The 21174-nt window shown below is 41.7% G+C and carries 14 protein-coding genes and 1 pseudogene; 7 read left to right on the top strand and 8 right to left on the bottom strand.

Annotated elements, in window-relative coordinates; genetic code table 11:
• Nucleotides 1-122: 122 nt before the first annotated feature.
• Entirely contained in the window at nucleotides 123-1295 is a 1173-nt protein-coding gene (locus tag AC3RV5_RS20010; RefSeq protein ID WP_489729333.1) for a XylR family transcriptional regulator, read from the bottom strand.
• A gap of 195 nt (nucleotides 1296-1490) precedes the next feature.
• On the opposite strand from AC3RV5_RS20010, the gene xylB reads away from it, so the two are divergent.
• From xylB to AC3RV5_RS20045, 7 genes are all read left to right on the top strand, one after another.
• Nucleotides 1491-2945 (top strand): xylulokinase, encoded by a 1455-nt coding sequence (gene xylB, locus AC3RV5_RS20015; protein WP_489729334.1) that lies wholly within the window; start codon nucleotides 1491-1493, stop codon nucleotides 2943-2945.
• Nucleotides 2946-3103: 158 nt separating this feature from the next.
• The gene (xylA, locus tag AC3RV5_RS20020) at nucleotides 3104-4423 is read left to right on the top strand and encodes a xylose isomerase (RefSeq protein WP_489729335.1); all 1320 of its coding nucleotides are present in this window, start codon (nucleotides 3104-3106) and stop codon (nucleotides 4421-4423) included.
• Between the two features lie 342 nt (nucleotides 4424-4765).
• Nucleotides 4766-5098: a DUF4158 domain-containing protein gene (locus tag AC3RV5_RS20025; protein WP_489732219.1), complete on the top strand. Its 333-nt coding sequence runs from the start codon at nucleotides 4766-4768 to the stop codon at nucleotides 5096-5098.
• A gap of 942 nt (nucleotides 5099-6040) precedes the next feature.
• Nucleotides 6041-7315, top strand: a complete 1275-nt coding sequence (locus AC3RV5_RS20030; RefSeq protein ID WP_489729336.1) for a sugar phosphate isomerase/epimerase family protein — start codon at nucleotides 6041-6043, stop codon at nucleotides 7313-7315.
• 518 nt (nucleotides 7316-7833) lie between these two features.
• Nucleotides 7834-8967, top strand: a complete 1134-nt coding sequence (locus AC3RV5_RS20035) for a Gfo/Idh/MocA family protein (protein ID WP_489729337.1) — start codon at nucleotides 7834-7836, stop codon at nucleotides 8965-8967.
• A 214-nt stretch (nucleotides 8968-9181) separates the two neighbouring features.
• Nucleotides 9182-10192: an SMP-30/gluconolactonase/LRE family protein gene (locus AC3RV5_RS20040; RefSeq protein WP_489729338.1), complete on the top strand. Its 1011-nt coding sequence runs from the start codon at nucleotides 9182-9184 to the stop codon at nucleotides 10190-10192.
• A 130-nt stretch (nucleotides 10193-10322) separates the two neighbouring features.
• Nucleotides 10323-11705 (top strand): alkaline phosphatase, encoded by a 1383-nt coding sequence (locus AC3RV5_RS20045; RefSeq protein ID WP_489729339.1) that lies wholly within the window; start codon nucleotides 10323-10325, stop codon nucleotides 11703-11705.
• 232 nt (nucleotides 11706-11937) lie between these two features.
• Here AC3RV5_RS20045 and AC3RV5_RS20050 read toward each other — a convergent pair whose 3' ends face one another.
• From AC3RV5_RS20050 to AC3RV5_RS20080, 7 genes and pseudogenes are all read right to left on the bottom strand, one after another.
• Nucleotides 11938-12069 (bottom strand): phytanoyl-CoA dioxygenase family protein, encoded by a 132-nt coding sequence (locus AC3RV5_RS20050; RefSeq protein WP_489729340.1) that lies wholly within the window; start codon nucleotides 12067-12069, stop codon nucleotides 11938-11940.
• Between the two features lie 627 nt (nucleotides 12070-12696).
• Nucleotides 12697-13460: pseudogene (locus tag AC3RV5_RS20055) on the bottom strand (Tn3 family transposase); the annotation flags it as partial.
• Nucleotides 13461-13489: 29 nt separating this feature from the next.
• Nucleotides 13490-14515 (bottom strand): LacI family DNA-binding transcriptional regulator, encoded by a 1026-nt coding sequence (locus AC3RV5_RS20060; RefSeq protein WP_489729341.1) that lies wholly within the window; start codon nucleotides 14513-14515, stop codon nucleotides 13490-13492.
• Nucleotides 14516-14976: 461 nt separating this feature from the next.
• Complete coding sequence (locus AC3RV5_RS20065; protein ID WP_489729342.1) at nucleotides 14977-16476, bottom strand: tryptophan halogenase family protein; 1500 nt, start codon at nucleotides 16474-16476, stop codon at nucleotides 14977-14979.
• 37 nt (nucleotides 16477-16513) lie between these two features.
• Complete coding sequence (locus AC3RV5_RS20070) at nucleotides 16514-18031, bottom strand: tryptophan halogenase family protein (RefSeq protein WP_489729343.1); 1518 nt, start codon at nucleotides 18029-18031, stop codon at nucleotides 16514-16516.
• A complete protein-coding gene (locus AC3RV5_RS20075) occupies nucleotides 18028-19554 on the bottom strand; it encodes a tryptophan 7-halogenase (protein ID WP_489729344.1) in 1527 nt (508 codons plus the stop codon). Before AC3RV5_RS20075 ends, AC3RV5_RS20070 begins: the two co-directional genes overlap by 4 nt.
• A gap of 31 nt (nucleotides 19555-19585) precedes the next feature.
• A complete protein-coding gene (locus AC3RV5_RS20080; RefSeq protein ID WP_489729345.1) occupies nucleotides 19586-21058 on the bottom strand; it encodes a tryptophan halogenase family protein in 1473 nt (490 codons plus the stop codon).
• Nucleotides 21059-21174 lie beyond the last annotated feature (116 nt).

Here is a 21174-nt window from a genome sequence, read left to right on the forward strand (position 1 = left end):
AACACCCGTTTAAAAGGAATATTTGCGAGGCTTACAAGGGATCTTAATCAGTTTACTCGCTGTCTATGCTGCTTTTGTGACACACAAGCACACCCCTGTCCTCCTGTGAAACTCTACTGCACTTAAGAAGACAGGTGTTTGTCTCGATACTCCCGTGGCGTTTGGGAAAAATGCTTTTTAAAAACCGCATACATATATTGCAGTGATGGATAGCCGCAAATACTGGCAATTTCAGTGGTGGACATACTGCCATCGCTTAACATAAAACAGGCTTTGTCGAGCTTTTCGTTGTGAATTTCGGTATGAATACTGTGGCCTCGCTCCTCTTTGAAACGCTGCTCGAGATTTGAACGTGAGATTGCCACATAATCCAGTACTTGCTCAACCTTGATACCCCGGGAAGCGTTCTGGCGAATAAAATGCATTGCCTGGATGACATAGGGATCTTTAAGCGCCTTAAAGTCTGTTGATTGACGCTCACACACCCCTGCTGGTGGTACCATTACCCGTTTGTTTTTCAGACTGCTATTTTCCAGCCGCCGGTGCAGCAACTTCGCTGCCTGAAAGCCCATATCGAAGCAGCCCTGGGTGACAGAGCTCAAACTGATGCGACTCAAATAGCGGGCAATATCGTCATCGTCTATGCCCACTATGGATATATTATCTGGCACCAGCTTCCCTATGTGTTCACAGGCCTGCAGCAAATGCCGGGCTCTAGCATCAGTCACTGACACTATACCTATGGGATTAGGCAAACCCTGTAGCCAGTCCGTCAGACGATTCATGGTGTACTGCCAGGTCTCTGGCCGAGTAGGATGACCGCGATAAATCAAACACTCGTAGCCATCTATCTTGCATAACTTGGTGATCGCCCGTTCCCGCTCTACCGCCCAGCGGTGATTGTTATCCGCCGGAAAACCATAAAACGCAAAGCTTTCCAGTCCCTTCTTCTTTAAATGCTCGTATGCCGCTTGCACCACGGCATAGTTGTCGGTGGCCACGTAAGGGACATCAGGATAATCCGCTTCATTTGCATAAGATCCTCCCACACCGATCACCGGTACCTTGCTATTAATCAAGGCCTGCTGGATGGCCGGATCGTCGAAATCGGCAATAATGCCGTCGCCTCCCCATTGTTCGATGTGTTCAAGTCGGGTCAAAAAATCCTCTTCCAAGTAGACGTCCCAGTCCGCTTTAGAGGATTGCAGGTAGTGCCCTATACCTTCAATCACTTGGCGGTCGTACACCTTATTGGCATTAAAGAGCAGACTGATACTGTGCTTAGCTTGATACATTTCTATCTCCGAAAGCTTCTGTGCAAATATGACATTATCTACCAGACATTTTGCAACATTTTGATTACAAATGGCCATAATGGAACTATGCAGACCAATTATGAAATTTGATTATTTAATTTCGTAATTAACTCTACAAGTCTTTAAACATAAAAGCTCTGATACTATGCAAAAAAAGTTAAACGAGGCAATATTATGTTTTTAGGTGTGGACCTGGGAACCTCAGGCATTAAAGTTATCTTAACAAATGACAATGGCGAGATTGTCGATAGTGCATCTAGCACTTATGCAGTCAGTCGCCCCCATCCCCTTTGGTCTGAGCAAGATCCACAACATTGGTGGGAGGGTTTTGTTGCAGCCATGGATGTGCTGCATAAACGCAACGACCTCTCCCAAGTGCAGGCGCTAGGTTTATCTGGGCAGATGCACGGTGCCACCCTGCTCGATAGCCAGCATAATATTATTCGTCCCGCCATATTATGGAACGACGGACGTTGTGCAGCTCAATGTAAGGAGCTTGAGCAAATGGTTCCTGAGGCCCGGGAAATCACCGGCAATATCATCATGCCGGGTTTTACCGCACCCAAAATACTGTGGGTCAAACAACACGAAACGGAAAATTTTGCAAAATTACACAAAGTGCTGCTGCCAAAAGACTACTTACGTTACTTACTAACCGCAGACTTCGCTTCTGATATGTCCGATGCCGCAGGCACCATGTGGCTGGATGTGGGTAAACGCAGATGGTGCGACAAAATGTTAGCCGCTTGTGGTTTGACTGAACAACATATGCCTAAGTTGTATGAAGGCAGTGAGATCACCGGTACCTTACTACCAGAAATTGCCCAACGCTGGGGCATGTCTGCCATACCTGTGGTCGCCGGGGCTGGTGACAACTCAGCCGGAGCAATAGGTGTTGGCATAGTCAAACCCGGGCAAGCCATGTTGTCTCTGGGCACGTCCGGGGTTTATTTCGCTGTGAGTGAGGGCTTTAAAAGTAACCCTGGCTCCGCGGTACACAGTTTTTGCCATGCACTGCCCCACACTTGGCATTTGATGTCAGTGACCTTAAGTGCCGCAAGTTGCCTGCACTGGTACGCTGAGAAAATCGCAAAACGTCCTATTACTGAATTGTTGATGGAATTGCAGGGGGCGAAAATTGATTTGCACCAGGCTCCGCTCTTTTTGCCCTATTTAAGTGGGGAGCGCACCCCCCACAACAATCCTGCGGCCAGCGGCAGCTTCTTTGGTCTTACTCACGAAACGAGTCAAGCGTCTCTCACCCACAGTATTTTGGAAGGGGTCAGTTATGCCTTTGCAGACTGTGTTGATAGCCTACATACATCCGGGGTTGCCCCTAGCGAAATCACCCTGATCGGCGGCGGGGCGAAGAGCCTATATTGGCGGCAACTATTGGCGGATGTACTTAAACACCCCGTCAACTACCGCCTGGGCGGTGATATCGGGCCAGCGCTGGGGGCGGCCAGATTGGCACAATTAGCCGTACAAACAGGCAAAACGCTGGAACAGATATGCCCTCAACCCGAACTTGATTCGGTTTTTACCCCTGATATGAAGCGTGTAAAAATTTATGCCAATAGACGATTGAAATTTCAACAGTTGTACCGACAGTTAACACCGTTATTTTAATCTTATGGCGACAAAGTCGCCTATTAAGACGCCGGTAACAAAAAACCAACAAAACACAAAAGTTAATCCAGAAAACATAATTGAGAGCTGAGCTTAGAGCAGGGATTATATGCTTAAGCAATTAATTACCGTTAACCTACTTTAGCAGGAGAAGCCTGATGGCTGAATATTTTAAAGACATAGCGAAAATCGAATTTAAAGGCAGTGAGTCTGACGATCCTCTGGCGTTTAGTCATTACGACGCACAAGAAATGGTGCTGGGCAAAACGATGCAAGAACATCTGCGCATGGCAGCCTGTTATTGGCACAACTTCTGTTGGGATGGCGCAGATGTGTTCGGTCAGGGCACATTTAATCGACCTTGGCTTAAACCCGGTGATGCCATGCAACGGGCTAAGGAAAAGGCTGATGTGGCCTTTGAATTTTATGCAAAGTTGACCATTCCTTACTATTGTTTTCACGATGTTGATGTTTCACCAGAAGGAAACTCGATTAAAGAATACATCGAAAATTTTGCTCAAATGACCGATGTACTGGAAGCCAAACAAGCCGAAACGGGCGTTAAGTTATTGTGGGGTACCGCCAATTTATTCAGTAACCCACGTTATGCCAGTGGTGCAGCCACCAGCCCCAACCCCGAAATATTCACTTATGGTGCAACGCAAGTATTCCACGCCATGAATGCCACTAAACGTCTTGGGGGCGAAAACTATGTGTTATGGGGTGGCCGTGAAGGCTATGAAACCTTATTAAATACAGACTTGCGTCAGGAGCGGGAGCAACTTGGCCGTTTCATGAATATGGTGGTTGAACACAAACATAAAATCGGTTTCAAAGGTTTGTTACTTATCGAGCCTAAACCCCAAGAGCCCACCAAACATCAGTATGATTATGACACTGCCACCGTGTATGGCTTCTTGAAACAATATGGTTTGGAAGACGAGTTTAAAGTCAATATTGAAGCAAATCATGCCACTTTGGCTGGACACTCATTTCATCATGAAATCGCCACCGCTATTTCGCTGGGGATATTTGGCAGCATAGATGCCAACCGTGGCGATGCACAACTGGGTTGGGATACAGATCAGTTTCCAAATAGTGTCGAAGAGCTTTCATTGATCATTTATGAGATCCTCAAAATAGGAGGATTTACCTCTGGTGGTTTCAACTTTGACACTAAACTGCGCCGTCAAAGCTCCGACCCTCAAGACATGTTTATGGCCCATATTGGCGGCATGGATCACCTGGCCATGGGTTTGAAAAAAGCGGCGCAAATGATTGAAAACGACTTTTTATCCGCGGCAGTCAGTCACAGATACAAGGGCTGGAGCGGCGAACTGGGTAAAGGTATTCAAAGTGGTAATTATAACCTTGGATCCCTGGCGACGCTTTGCGCCAAACAAAACTTGCAGCCCAAACATGTTAGCGGTCAACAAGAAATGTTGGAAAACAAAGTTAATCGGGTATTGTTCCGCTAAGAGACAAAGCGTTCCCGGGCCCTGACCCTGAGGGCTCACACATCCAACTTTCAGCACAACGGCCTTCTTAAGGCCGTTTTTTCTCATCTGCAATTTACGCTATGCCTAAAGGTATTTCTGCGCCACCTTGGGGTTCTGGGGACATTCCGTCCGCTAAAGACATAATCGCTGAAAGCCCTTGCCCTTCAAGCTCTGCCGAAGGGTATCAAATTTCTTAATAGCAGAATGTTGTTTATTACAATATCATAAACCTTTTGAAGTTTATCTATAGCATTCAAAGAACGAATCAGAATCCTTGTCGATTCTGAAATCAACGATCTCTACGGCCCTCCCAAATACTCTATCGAAGTACAGCGATTATATTTTGCTCTGAATGACGATGAGGAACCGGCCGTTTCTTCTAACCGAAATCGCTCCCATAAGTGCTTTTTTATCGTTCTACTTGGCTATTTCAAGAGTAAGCCGGTTGTCCTTAGCCCAAGTTTTGGTGAAGTAGAAAGTGACTTAAAGTTTATCGCCAAAGAGCTTTATCCTGGTATTCGCCGATTTTCGCTCACGCAGAAGCAAAAAGATCGATCCTATCAAAATATTTTTGAATTGGTAGGCCATAAAAAATGGGATGTAAGCCAGTTTAGCAACTGGCTGATATGTCAACTGCAACAAGTCGCTCGGTGATTAGACTGACAAAATCCTTTGGTATTCACACTAGTACAATTTTTTATACTGGATTTCGTTGTAGGATGTGTGTTTTATAAACATGCCTTATCGATAAGCAAGATCTTATGCCGATGTAGCGTTCCATCGCGCTCAAATTCAACCACGCGCAATCTGGTCAGCGATACTCTTTTGAGCATCTTACGCTGTTGCTCTTTTTGATGCCTGCGATTAACTGTAGTTAAGTCCCTGCAATAAATCCCCTTCACCCGACTGACTTGCTCTGAATGTATCAAGCCTTTCCACTGGTTTTAGTCAGTAGTTTCCATCACTTTTTACTCCCTTATACTGCAAGCGCTTAATACAAGCCTCGATAAGTTTTAAGTTAGTTATCTGAGGCACAACCAATCCTTTGTTACCAGCATATTCCGCGTCATTGATAGGTGTGTGAGTTTGCAGGGACAGCACACCGAAAAGCTTCGCAATGGGGTGCCAACCCCAAGGTTTATTCAGTTCATGGTGGTAAATAAAACCATTATGAGTAACTTAAACCTCGCGCCATGGATGAGTTTCCACCAAAGTCAAGAAGTAGATCTGCGGTGCAACAAAGATACATGTATCCGGGCAGGTATCAAACAACACCGAGACCTTACGCGGGCAACAGCTATACATGTTCAGGGTTTGGTGCATTTTCCTTGCAAGGTGAGTTCATTTAGATATGCTTGATACAACTGATTAAAATGGGCTTTATGGTTAATGTTCATTACAACACTGCTTAATTCACCTGCCACATTACCGGGGTTAAAAAGTACAGACGCTCTCCCATTAGCCACATGGCTGGTTCGTTCAACAAGTCAATAAAGCAGGACAAAAACAGCTAAATTTTGCTCCTGCGTCGCTTAATTTAGTCAATGATTTTAACCTCTTAGCAAAGCGATACAAAATCGACAATAGGTCAGAAACATGAAATTTATAACTTCAATAGTATTAATTTTTCTTTTTAACCAAAACCTCTTGGCGCAAGATTCGATTGAATCCCAAGCTGACCGCTTGCATCAATATGCAGGACATTGGGTAAGTAGCGATCATGCGGACACCGAAAGTTTCGGTAAATTTCCAGCGATTAAAATGACTAATATTTCAACAATGGATAATCAATCTATGCAAGTTGAAGTGCTTCAATATCAAAATGGAAAATACCAAACTTTGCTTACGGAGCTTATTGGTTATGATTCTAGAAGTGACAAGATTATTGCGTTAGGGCAAAACCAAGAAGGGGTTATTTTCAAAGGAACCGGACGTTTTTCATCAGAGAAAATATGGAAAATGCAAGATGCAGATATGCTAGATAATTTTTATTTGAGCGTCGAATTTGACTTTCAAAGTACTACAAACGTTTTAGTTGAAGGGTTTGATGAATCGGGTAAGAGTCTTTGGAAAACTCGTTATATAAAATCTAATCCGAAGGATAAAAACATAGGTATTCAATTAATTTCCGTTCATCAAGAAATGCTGAAAGACCCAGTAGGCACCCTGCGTGAATTAGGCCGAATGGGTTATAGCTATGTAGAAACGTTTGTTTATGATAATGGTGCTTTTTATGGGATGTCGCCAACGGAGTTTCGTAACGTAGTTGAAGCCAACGGAATGCAATTTTTAGGGTCCATGACATTTCATGAGCTTCCTGACGCTGATGATTGGGAAAAAACCTTAAAATGGTGGTCGAAGACGGTCGATGATCATGAGGAAGCAGGCGTAAAATATCTAACAATATCTAATAATCAACTCAAATCCGTAAAAACCAAAGCAGAACTGAAACGCTATAGTGACTATTATAATGCGATAGGTAAACTATGCCGCGAGAAGGGTATTACATTCGCTTTTCATAATCACGCCGATGAATTTAGGCTGGTGGAAGGCACGCGTATTTATGATTATTTTTTAGAAAATACTCAACCTAAATACGTTTACTTTCAAGCAGATATTTATTGGATGGAAGTTGAAGGAGTGAAACCCGTAGAGTATTTAAAAAACCATCCAAACCGATTTTTAAGTTGGCACATCAAGGATTACAAGGAATTAGGAGCGAGCGGAAAGATTGATTGGATGACGTTATTTCATCACTCCGAATTTAAAGTTCCTAAATATACGGTCGTAGAGGTGGAAGATTACTCCTACCCGCCAATGTACAGCGTACAGTTGGCATGGGAATATTTATATAATAGGGTTTTAGATTAGACTTATTTCTAATGAGCTTGCCAGAAAATAATAAACCTAAACCGAAGCATCCTTAACAAATTCAGTATACGTTTCGTACTATCGAAATGTCCGAGCATTTCTCACATTGTAAGCGGCTTCTTTTCTCTTTGATGATTTCTGGCGAAATCGATTTTCCAATTTTCTATGAGTTAATACACTAGACCCCCTCGAAAAGTGTCCGTTCAATAGATGCTCATTTCATTTGCGAATAATATTTAGACGTCCACTTTAATTATATAGATACCATTGAGTTTCATATTTGATAAGAAATAATCTCATTACCGTTAGCATGACACAATAAAATAATCGGAATATAGGACCCTGAAATCCTTTGATTTATTTTTGAGAGATTCGATAGTTACAGTTTTTTTTGATTTCTCTATGACGAAATATCGTAAAAGAGATGTATCCGTTTGTTTTAAAGTCAAAAACTGGAGTATGTTGAGCTGATTAAACTAAGGTTTCGATCCGTAATATGAAACAGTGAGAATGGTACTATGAAAAAAAAACTGACTTTCTTAACAAGACGTACTTTTATTAAAACTAGCAGCATATTGCTCACAGCGGCAAGTTTACCCAGTACACTGTTTGCCAGAACTGGTGATAAAAAACTTGGCGTGGCACTGGTTGGCCTTGGAAACTATGCCAGTGAACAGCTGGCGCCAGCCCTACTTGAAACACAAAATTGTTATCTTGCAGGCATAGTTACCGGAACAAAATCAAAAGAAAAAACCTGGCAGAAAAAATATAATATTCCTGACGAAAATGTCTATAACTATGTCAATTTTGACGACATTGTTAACAATGACAATATTGATATTGTTTATATTGTTTTGCCAAATTCGATGCATGCAGAATATTCGATTCGAGCAGCCAAAGCTGGAAAACATGTTATATCTGAAAAGCCCATGGCGATCTCTACTGCTGAATGTCAGCAGGTTATCGATACCTGCAAAGCTCAGCAAGTTAAATTGGGGATTGGCTACCGCCTACATTACGAACCGTTTAATAAAGAAATGATGCGCCTTGGTCAGAAACGAATTTACGGCGCGGTCAACAGTATAGACGCCGACTTTAGTTTTAATATGAATGATCGCACTCAATGGCGCGCCAACAAGAAATATGCCGGCGGTGGCCCGCTTATGGATTTAGGGATCTATTGTTTACAGGGCGCGATTTATAGTTTGGGTGAACTGCCTATTAGTGTGAGTGCCCGCGATACCACTTTGAATAAAGCCAATTGGCAAAGTGTTGAAGGTTCGCTGGAGTGGACGATGAAGTTCAAATCTGGGGCCGTGGCAAACTGCAGAAGCAGCTATGAAAAAGAGCTAGTAAATCATCTGCTAGTAAAAACAGAAAAACACTCATACGGACTAAACCAAGCTTATTTATTTAGTCAACTGGCAGGCTATACTCCGGCCGGAGATATGAATTTTCCGACAGTTAATCAACAAGCATTACAAATGGATGATTTCGCCAATAGTGTGCATTACGACCTACCTGTGTTGCCTTGCGGTGAAATGGGCTTACGTGACATGTTTATTGTTGAAAAAATATATGAGTCTATTGCTGCGGGTGGAAAGGACATGTCGTTGGAAGGAATGCCACAGGTATTAGACAAAGTGCCGTAAATCTCATTTAGGTTACGGCTGAATTCAGTGCAGGTAAAACATAGGTGTACTTTCTATTATTTTTAAACAAATTAAGCCCAACAAAATAAACATTGTCGCCGTCTTATGTATCAGCTTTTGCTTCGCTTCGTGCACTAGTAATACAACTAATAACGATGTTTTAAACAAAATCGATAACGCCAACTCGTTATATTGCTTACCAGGCTCAGAGAATGTGCAACTGAACTTAACCAATATTAAGCTTACTCGAGAACAAGATATTCCATTAATGTACCAAGGTTTTAATAATATTGAAGGTCCGGTTTGGTACGATGGAGCATTGTACTATTCGAATATGGGCTCACATCAACCGGATGAAAATGGATTTGAGCTAAGTAACCAAACTACTATTTGGCGCTGGGTTCCAGGTAACAAACCACAAGTATGGATGAAGGATACCAAAGCAGGTACCAATGGGTTAGCAATTGACAGTAAAGGAAAGTTAATAGTAACGCGTCAGCTAGATGGCTCTCTTTCCTATATAAATTGGCAAAGTCAACAAATAACCCCTATTGCAAGCACTTTCCAAAACAAACGCTTTAATTCACCGAATGACTTAACCATTGGCCACGACGATACCGTTTATTTCACTGATCCAAACTGGAATACACCCTCTAATATTAATTTGGCAGATATTCAAGGCGGTGGCAAACCCGGCTCGATTGAGCCCGGGCAACGAATTTATCGCGTTACGGCTAATGGTGCTGTAACGGCAACCAAGGTTACTGAGTTGGTACCAGCACTGCGTGACAAACCAAATGGCATTATATTGTCACTTAATCAACAACAACTTATTGTCGGTGGTTTGCAGGGCTTATGGAGTTTTGATTTGGATTCAGGCAAGGTTTCCAACCCACAAAAATTGCTAAGCACACAAATTGACGGATTAGGAAAAGACTGCAGCGGCAACATTTACGTGACGACAACGCGTGAAATGCCAGAAAGAAAAGATGGTCAAGTTGTTGTGATATTAGACGAACAGTTCAGAGAAATTGGCGTATTAAACGTACCAAATATTCATATTGTCACTAATATTGCTTTTGGTGGAGACGACGGAAAAACCTTATTTGTTACAGGACTAACCGCGCCAATGGACGGCAATAATCTTCGCCAGTGTGGTAGCGCTCCCTGCTTTAAAGCGAGCATTTACACAACCAAACTAAACGTTCAAGGTTTCCCATTTTGAATAGGTTGAAACTTATTGAAATGGGGGGATTACAAGCTGAGAAAACGTACCCTGCAATTTTTTAAAAAAAAGATAGATAGTTAATTATTTTCAAGCGAGTTTATCAAACTCGAATCGAATAGGGCACAACATGAGACACCCGTTAATTTTTACGACTTTAATGATTTATTTTATTTGTGGGTTTGCACTGGCCAACCAAAGTGAACAAAGTGACAAGTTGCCACTGAATATAATATTTGTAATTGGCGACGGTATGGGGCCAGCGTATACCAGTGCCTACCGATATTTTAATGATGACCCACAGACGGTGGAAGTAGAGAAAACGGTATTTGATCGACACGTTGTGGGTCTTAGTAGTACCTATCCGGCTCTGATCTCAGGTAATGTCACAGATTCCGCAGCTGGCGCTACCGCGCTTTCGTCAGGTATAAAAACCTACAACAATGCTATTGGGGTTGATGTTGATAAAAATCCTGTATTAACCGTTTTGGAATTTGCCAAGCAAAAAGGAAAAAAGACCGGTGTCGTAGTAACGAGCACAATTAATCATGCAACTCCGGCTAGCTTTATCGCACACAATGAGAGTCGCCATAATGGCAATGAAATTGCCGATAGTCTGATTGATGACCATGACAATAATCAATTTCCTTTTGATTTACTTCTCGGTGGTGGGTTGAAGTATTTTAAACGGTCAGATAGAGATCTCATAAGTGAATTTAAACAGGCTGGTTTTCAGTATATTGACAAATACGACAGCCTAAATTCTCTGGATCCAGCACGTTCGACATTGGGTATTTTTAGCAATGGTGGATTACCCTGGGCTCTGGATGATGCAATTCCATTTCGTCTTCGCACCATGACGCAGGCAGCAATAACGCAATTGGAAAATAAAAATGGTTTTTTCATGCTTATCGAAGCGAGTCAAATAGACTGGGGAGGACATAATAACGATATAGCTGCAGCGATGGGCGAAATGGACGATCTTGCCAAAACGATGGAATATCTAGAATTCTATTTGATTGAGCATCCTAACACCTTAGTGATTGTAACCGCTGATCACAGCACAGGCGGCTTGTCGCTCGCATCTAATACAGTCTATAAATGGGAGCCTGAGGTGTTACGTAAAATGATACATTCATCAAATTACATTGCACAACAACTGACTGATAAAGATGTCACGAAAGCAAGGGTAGACGAACTATTTAATTTCCAGCTAACAGAGAGTGAGCTAGCCAGTCTGAATGATATAAAGACTGCGCCGATAGCTCTCTTAGCCAGTCAAAACGCGTCTAAATCACTATACAGTGACCCATCAGATAGTGAGGTAAAGAAAGCGCTTTATTCTCAAATTAAAGAGATTATAGATGCTAGAACGCAGACAGGTTGGACTACAGCTGGGCATACTGCTGATGACGTTCCCGTATTTGCATTTGGATCAAACAGTATCCAGTTTGTAGGACACAACGATAATATCGATATTGCCACTAAGATTTTTTCATTATTGGGTAAATAACCGTTTAAGTTGAAACTAACGAAATTGACCTATCCAAAATGAGCTAAGCACAAACTAGACTAGTATCTAGTTTGTGTCTTAAATTAGTCTTCGATTCCTACGCCGTGGACTTTGACGCCTGATCTTGCCATTGCAATATCGCATCATCTTCTAATTTGTGCATTGGATATAACTTTAATTCATTTTCCTTAAAAGTAATCGCACTTTCGGCACAATATGCTCCGATCATTGCTCAACAGGGTTCGGAGGATTTGTTCTGATTCGATTTATGCAATAAGTTGCAATGGAAGAACAAGGTATCACCTGGGTCTAGTTCAACTTTGACTTGCTCAAGATGTTTTAAGGCTTCTTCTACGAATACCATGTCTGCACCTTTTTGATCGCCAGTTTTAGTATGGTTAATTCGACCAATATAATGGGACTATTCAAGAACTTCTAAGCAACCATTTTTTTCGTTGCTTTATTAATAGCGATGACCGGCCTTGGGTATAGGTGATAGTTATCATTCGCCCAGTAGCCGTAGTCTTCATGCCATTCCCAAGTACCTCCAACAAAAAGTTCTTTCATCACTGGTATGCACTACGGGTTCGTTTAGCAACTGTTCAGCAGAATCCACCAATTGACGCCCACGAGAGAACATGTTGTAAAGATCGCCACCAAGTTCCTGCCATAAACTTACTTTACTTACGGTGCCAGAGGGGTCTTTTCTATCCCATACTTTCTTGTACAGATTTTCATCGTTGAACGCTTTGTCTTATAAACGCGAGATTTATCCTGCGTTATACAACCCTTTAATGATTACGTATCCATATCGGTGATAGTCGACTATTTGTTGTTCGGTGAATGCAAATTGAGTCATTTAAATGTCCGGTTATGTAAATTGTCAACAATGATTGATCAATTAATTAGGAGTACCGGGGACATTCCGTCCACTAAAGACATAATCCTCGAAATCCCTTTCTCAGCAGGCCCGGCAAAGAGACGTCAATTTCTAATTGATATCTCTTTCTGTTAGTGGACGCATTATTTCCTCGATTTCAGGTGCTTTTTCCTCAAAACTAAAGCTGTATGTGCCATTTAGATTTATGTTGTGCCAGGCAACCGGTGATACTTTTTAGTTAGTGCCAGCTTCCCTTCATCGCCAATTGATTCAAAGTAAGTCAGCAATCGCTTTAGGATCAGCGAGTTGAAGTAGATAATAGCATTGGTCAACAACCGTACACACTCACTGCATAGGGTGATTTAATAGTCTGATAAACCTCTGCATCTATTGCCATTCACTGAGGCAATTGCTCGGCGTAACTGGTGATAAGCTTCTCCTCGATTCAAGGCTCTTTAGACGTAGCCTCTTAAGCTGGCATCATCGATATAATCCAGTAGGTACATGGCTTTGATCATTAGGTTGTATTCAGTTAGTGCTTGCAGCAAAGGGTGGTTCTTACTGTAGCCAGATAACTTTCTAATCAGCGTAGCTTGAGTCACTGTATTCTGCTGCAATGAGATTACAATACGTTGTAAAGTGTCCCATTACGACATGATTAATTGAGTTTTGATCAGTGTTTTAAGTGATAATTTAGTCTTGCCCTCTTTGTTGTCTGCAACATCAAACAACCTTTCGATCACGTCACCGAACTGAGCATAGCGTGGTGCAAAGGTATAGCTAAACAGGTCGAGAAGTGCGAAGTGAACATGATTTACACCATGGGTATCAGTCGATAATACACTGGGCTTAATATCTGAGCTTTTACTGTATAGTTAACCGACTGTTAATATTTAAATAGCAATTAATCTACAAGTCGTCTGCTGGATTCTCGCAAACAAAGTTGGTAGGGCAATACATGTCGTTTTACCGCTGAAGTCTTATCCCGTGGAATATTTACAGGCTCTGTCAGTAGACTAATTGCCAGACTAGCCATATCACTGATCGGCTGTTTGATTGTGGTTATACGTGGCCAAACCGTAGAAGCAAGCTCAGTATCATCGAAGCCTACTACTGAGATTTGCCCTGGAACATCGAGTCGATTTTTGTGAGCAACAGACATAACGGCAGCAGCCATTTCGTCATTGCTCGCAAAAATCGCATCAGGTAACTCTTTAAGTGACAATAATTTTTTGGATGCAATAAGTCCCGATTTATAAGTAAAATCACCTTGTTCGATATACTCTGGCGGCATCATCAAACAGTGTGAACGTAATGCATCTAAGTACCCCTGATATCGCAGTCTACTGACCCCTTGGTTCACGTTGCCGATAATATGTGCAATACGCTTGTGGCCGGAGTTAATAAGATGTTCAGTGATGTCATATGCGGCTTGATAATCATCCATACAAAGATAAGGACTAGCGAGCAAATCAATATCTGGTGCTATACGTACAAAAGGAGTATTGGAGTCTTTTAGCAAGTTTAGGACTTCTGGAATATCCGCCAAAGGCGGCAATAAGATCAAACCATCCACCCGGGTTACATGAATAAAATCATTAACGATAGATAGCGCTTTTTCGGTTTCTCCAGACGTTTCATCTATCACAATATGAAAGCCATTAGTACGGCATTTTTTTAATGCGCCTACCAAAAACTTACTGACGTAGTTGGCATTTGCATACTCACATACAATACCGATAAAAAAGGATTTAGAGCTGGATAAACGGCGTGCTGCAATATTTGGACTGTAATTTAGCTCCTGAGCAATCGCGGCTATTTTGTCTCTGGTCTTGGCTCCGACTTTAGGGTCGTTGTTCATAACACGAGACACGGTCATCAAGGAGACGCCAGCTTTTTCCGCAATATCTTTTAGTTTAACTCTGGACATAATTCTGCTTTACATCATTATAAAATGGAAAAATGTTACGTTAACATTCTATCTTTGAAATTCAAAAGAGTTCAGGCATCAAATAGTCGACCTTAGACTTACAATGTTGATCAATAAAAACATGATATTCTGGCATTCTGTCTACAGATTTTTTGGTACCTACTCTTATATATTTTAAGCTTTTCACAGAAAGTACTTTCGGTGTACCTATGCTAGTTATTGGTAAAAACTAGGTGGCGGTAATTAGTGGAATGTAGCTGGGCTAGCTTGGTAGGTTTATACCCATATCAATGTGAAATGTTGATAACGATATTAAGGCTGCTTGTTCCTTCTAAAGGAATGAGTCGTGTTGAATAAATTATCAATCAACACTGGGTTCAATGACTAGAGATAAAAACGAGCCTTCATCAGGTTCTCCATTCTGTTTATTCCAAGCCTTAGTTCTATTTTTATAAATAAAACTAAGGCAGTTTCTCCAAAAATCCCTCATGTGACGGCATGATGCTTAAGCATTTTTGTGTCACAGTATGAATTTCTGTCATACGCCTTTCCATCTCTTTTTCCTCTAGAAAATTGGCGATAGGATGATAACGTTGTGGGTGAATACCTTGACCATTAAATACTGCAAACCAACTGCTGTGATTAAATAACACTTTGTCTTCGCTATATAAGCGCGCGTTTTCCTTATAAATAGCGATGCGCTTCTCTAACGAGACTGGAATATCCATTTCGCGTACGTAGGTCCAAAAAGGGCTATCGTCCCGTGTAGTCGCTTTATAATGCAGAATTAAGAAATCTCTAATTTGCATATACTCAGTCTTGGTACGCTCATTATAGTAATCAATATCCGGTTGATTAAATGACATATCTGGGAAGTTAGTCATTAGTCTTGCAATAGCGGTTTGTACTAAGTGAATCGATGTTGATTCAAGAGGCTCTAAAAATCCCGAAGAAAGACCAATCGAAACCACATTTTTGTTCCACGGCTGCTTTCTAAAACCCGTTTTAAACTTCAACTGACGGGGTTCAGAGATTGGCGGAGTATCAAGGTCTTTATTTAGGCTTTCGATTGCATCAAAGTCGCTTAAAAATTGACTAGAGTACACATAGCCATTTCCCGTTCTCGATTGCAGTGGAATACGCCACTGCCAACCTGCCGTTTTAGCAGTCGCTCGTGTATATGGAGGAAGCTCGACCATTCGCTCGCTCAGGCGCGTGACAGCACTATCACAGGGCAAGTAATGTGACCAGTCATCATATCCAGTCTTTAACGTTTCTTCGATCAATAAGCCCTTAAAGCCCGAACAATCAATAAACAAGTCACCTTTAATACATTCGCCATCATCCAATGTGACTGATTCAATGTGACCGGTATTGGCTGCTTGTGTGACGTTAACAATTTTACCCTCGGTTCTAGTGACCCCATTCTTTTCGGAAAAATCCCGTAAAAAGGCCGCATATAACGCCGCGTCAAATTGAAACGCATACGAAAGCGCACTCAGTGGACTACCCTGCAACTCAGGACGTGCACGCATGAATTTGCCTGCCTTGGCTGCTTGAATCTGTAGGTTAAAATCGTCGATTGGTTTGGCAGTACCCGCTTTGTGTTGGCGTAACCACATATGATGAAAATGAATACCTTCCATATCCAAACCATAAGGGCCAAATGAATGAAAATAAGACTCACCAAGTTTATGCCAGTCAACAAACTCGATACCGAGTTTGAAGGTCGCATTTGTTTTTTTAATAAAGCTGTTTTCATCAATACCTAACAGCCGATTAAAATACTGAATATGCGGAACGGTGGCTTCACCCACGCCTATTGTGCCTATCGATTCAGATTCAATTACTCGTATATTTATTTTTTTACTACCCAGTAGTTTCGACATTCCTGCTGCCGACATCCACCCTGCAGTTCCACCACCGACTATGACGACATCTTTAACGTCCATACCTTGCATAAAATTACCTATTTAATTACCAGCTTAAAATTAGAATTTAAATCGAAGAGCCAGCATAGTTTTTTATAAACTCGGCATGTGTTGGCATTTTCAAGGTTGTTTGTTGCATTGCACTTTGCATACTTTGTAAGCTCTGTTCAATGTTTTGTATAGGCACACCAAGCAACATTGGGTCTGCTGTTTCAGGATAAATATTTTGACCCAACATCACGGCTACCCAGCTAGAAGTTGAAAATAACTCGTGATCATCTCTGAATACTCGTCCAGCGCACTGAAATAACTCCATTTTGTGTTGCAAAGAGTCAGGTATCGACATGTTTTTACAATAGCGCCAAAACTCGCTATCTGTGCGTTGTGTGGCTTTGTAATGCAATATAATAAAATCTCTGACTTGATGAAATTCGCGGGTCATTAAACGGTTGTATTCTTCTACTACCTTAGCGGCCGGCGTTAAAGACGGATATAACGCAATAAAGCGGCTGATCCCCTGCTGTATTAAGAAAATAGAAGTCGACTCTAAAGGTTCTAAAAAACCGCTAGCAAGACCAATTGACACACAGTTTTTATGCCAGAATTTATCTCTACACCCAGTCGTAAATCTTAGGGTACGTGGATCAGAAAGTGCGGGGGCATCAAGTCCTTGCATAAGTAAATCTGTAGCTTGCTGATCATCCATAAAATCAGTGCTATAAATATGGCCGTTTCCAGTCCTATGCTGAGTCGGAATACGCCATTGCCAACCAGCGGTTTTGGCCATCGACTTAGTGTAAGGTAGTAATTCACCTTGACGTTTACTTGCAACTGCTTGAGCACTGTTGCATGGCAGCCACTTTGTCCAATCGTGAAAAGGTACGCCAAGTGTTTGGCCTAACAACTTAGACTTAAAACCCGTGCAATCAAAAAAGAAATCCCCCTCAACCCGCTCAGTGTTTTGCATGACAAGTGCAGAAATATTTTCAGTTTGCTCATTAAGCAAAACTTGATCGATACGCCCTTCGATTCGTATTACGCCGCGCTTTTGGGCGTAGTTTCTTAGAAACAAAGCGTATGCAGTGGCATCAAAATGGTAGGCATAACCAATTTGCGATAAAAGCGACCGAGGATTATCGTTAGGTAGCGCAAACTTCATACTTTTAGCCGCTACCGCACACATGCTATATTCTTCCAAACTATTGGTGTTACCCGCTTGCCTTGTATGCAGCCAATATTGATGGAAATCAATACCGTTCATGTCTGCGCCATGGTTACCAAATGGATGAAAAAATTTATCTCCAAGTTTACCCCAATCACTAAACTCTATTCCCAACTTAAAAGTACCGTTGGTTGCCTTTAAAAATTCCGCTTCATCAATGCCCAACATGCGATTGAAGCTTATAATATCCGGAATGGTCGCTTCACCTACTCCAACCGTGCCAATTTCTTCAGATTCTACTAGTACAATTTGTACGTCATCAGGTCTTAGCATACTTGCCAGCGCCGCCGCAGACATCCAACCTGCGGTTCCGCCGCCAGCGATAACAATTTTGCGGATACGATTGGTAGATGACTGACTCATGATTGCCTCTTTAAATAATTCAAAAACTTTTGTGTATATAGTGAACTGGGTGGCATTTTGGGCACAATGGCTGCTATTGCATTTTTTGTATGCAATAAGTGCTGTTTAACATTTGAATTATCGATGTTGTCGCATTGACTATCGAGGCGTCTTGGAAAACGCCGCATACCAAAGTGAAGTATTATCCAATCTTCGGTATTGAAGGGCTCAAAGTCGTAGGCAACCATTAATCCACGGTGCAAATATTGTGCTAATTTTCTATCAAGTAATGCTTGTGTATCACTATCAAGAACCTGATTCTGAGTGGAATGCTCATGTCGCAAAAAATGCCTTGTATCGGTCAATGCCAAGTTAAATAGTTTGGCGTGTTGAACGTCCAACCTATAGCGCCGATTGTACTCTTTTTGTTCCATGCGCATATTATTCGAGATAGGAATTAGCTGTAGAAGGCGCTCGATATCAAGCTTAAGCAATCTAAACGGCACATTTGAAAATGGCTCAAGAACAGCTGCACTCAGGCTGATTGCAACACAATTACCTACCCAAGCTCGCTCTTGTTCACCAATATCAGCCCTTATTGATGCAATTGTGTTGGCAGAACTTTTATTTTCTGCAGACGTCTCTTTAGCACTATTTCCAGCGCTATCTACAGTACTAGCCGCTTGCAATATCTGACTAGAATTTTGTAAGTAAAGCGTCGACTGCCAAGCATTCACATGTCCCGATACTATGTTACATGGTTTCATCTGTGCGTCATTTTCGTTAGTTAATAACGAAAGGTTTATTTGCGAGTGCACTCGTTTTTTTACGCCCAAAGCGCTCATTAATTTAGCGTCAGTGCCCGAACAGTCAATGAATAAATCGGCCTTAATGCACGAGTCATCATTTAGTCGCAAGCTAGTAATATGCTCATCCGCAACATTGGCTTCTAAAAGATCTGATTGAATCAGTCTTATATTTCTCTGCTTAATCTTATTTAGCATAAACAAGGCGTAATTTTGATAATCAAAATTATACCCATATTCAGCCCTAGACAATGGCGATGCCGGTTGATTTTGCGGTGGGTGAGCAAACTTGTCTTGTAAAGCTGACTGGGCCCCAACTAAGTAGGTTTGCAAGTCCTGTTTGTGTTTTAACAAGACCTGGTGGAAGTCCATACCGTACTTCGAAGTAAACGGCAAACTAAACGCTTGCACCCAGTCAAGTTTTTCTCCAGTCCAATTTTGATAATGCGTTCCAAACGAAAAACTTGAGTTGGTTTGTTGAAATAACTCCGCCTCAGAAATATCCATTGCCAAATGCAGGTTATAAGCATCAGGCGTACTCGTACCACCATACAAGATATCGCTATGCGCCTGATCAGCAGGTAATATCAGGGAAAGCGTAACGTGATCTGCAAGTGCGTTATGGATTGTCAGGGCTGATATAAAAGCAACAATGCTGTGGCCATATATCACGATATCTAGGTTTTTCGGATTCGGTATATTAACGGAGTTGTCCTTGTGCACTTCATTTTTATTCATTTACAGCATTCCTTACGATGCATCGGCAAAGTCATGATAAATAGCGATTCAAAAAAGCCTGATGTTCTTCAGCCTGATGTAAACCTAGCTTGATATCTTCGCGCATCGCATTTGCTTTAGAACGTATATGATTAGACCCAAACGCTTGCACCCTAGGATCGACATTATGCGGTATCAAGTTTTGTCCAAGCAAAACTGCAACCCAACTTGGTGGCAAAAACGCGCCTATTTCATAGCGTTGAATGTAGGCTCGATGCATCCACGGATCTAGTTTTTCTTGCAGGCTATCTGGTAGTGTCATATTTTTAAAATATGCCCACATAGGGCTATCACTGCGGTCATTTGCAACATAGTGTAATAATAGAAAATCTCGAATACGCTCATATTCTAAGCTCATCTGAGCATTGTATTCCGTAATATCTAGTTCATCTATTATCAGTGTATCCGAGGTGTTTTGTTGATCATCAAACGCGGGGAACAGCTCGATTAACTTAGTAATGCCTTCTTGAATTAAGTGAATGGATGTTGATTCGAGTGGCTCTAAAAAACCTGCCGACAACCCGATAGCAATAACATTGTTTTTCCAAAAGTGATTTCTACGGCCTGTTTTAAATTTAAGTTTGCGAGGCTCAGCCAACACCTTGCCATCCAATTGCTCTAAAAGTGAGTTTTGAGCTGCGTCGTCACTAATAAACTGACTGCAATACACATGACCATTTCCAGTGCGATGCTGTAACGGAATTCGCCATATCCAACCTGCTTCTTTAGCTGTTGAGCGCGTAAAAGGATTTAACTGCTCTGCACTTTCACAAGGCACAGCAATGGCTCGGTCACATGGTAACCAACTAGACCAGTCTTGGTAGCCAGATTTTAGACTTTGCTCAATCAGCAAACCACGAAAACCTGAACAATCAACAAATAGGTCGGCGCTAACGCGTTGGCCATTCTCCATCGTTAATTCTGAAATGTTTCCATTTATTTCGTTTAACGAGGTGTTAACAATTTTTCCTTCTATTCTATTAACCCCGAGTTTGCATGAAAATTCGCGTAAGTATTGCGCATACAGGCTTGAGTCAAATTGATAGGCATAACCAAAGGAGTTTTTTAAATCTGGTGCTCCCACCTCTGGTATAGTGAATTTGTTGGATTTTGCGGCGGCAATACCAAATGCATAGTCCTCTAATCTACCAATGTCATTATTTTTTTGAGCTAACAACCAATACTGATAAAAGTCGACTGAATTTATTTTTTCGCCAAAGTCACCAAAAGGATGAATATAACTCTGTCCCTTGCTTCCCCAGTCAACAAACTCGATGCCTAGTTTAAATGTTGCTTTGGTTTTACGCATAAAATCACGCTCGTCTATGCCAAGCGTTTGATTGAAGAATCTTATATGCGGCAAAGTGGCTTCTCCGACTCCAACGGTACCAATCTCTTGGGATTCGACCAGGGTAATTTGAAGTTTTTGTCTTGAAAATTTTTTTGCAAGTGCTGCCGCTGTCATCCATCCAGCAGAGCCTCCTCCCACTATACATAAGTGCATAATTCGACCTGTTTTTTATTACCTAATTTCACTTTCGCTTTCATAAATACCGCAAACTTAAAAAAAAATTGTAAATA

This window comes from Paraglaciecola sp. IT1134, assembly GCF_058068185.1.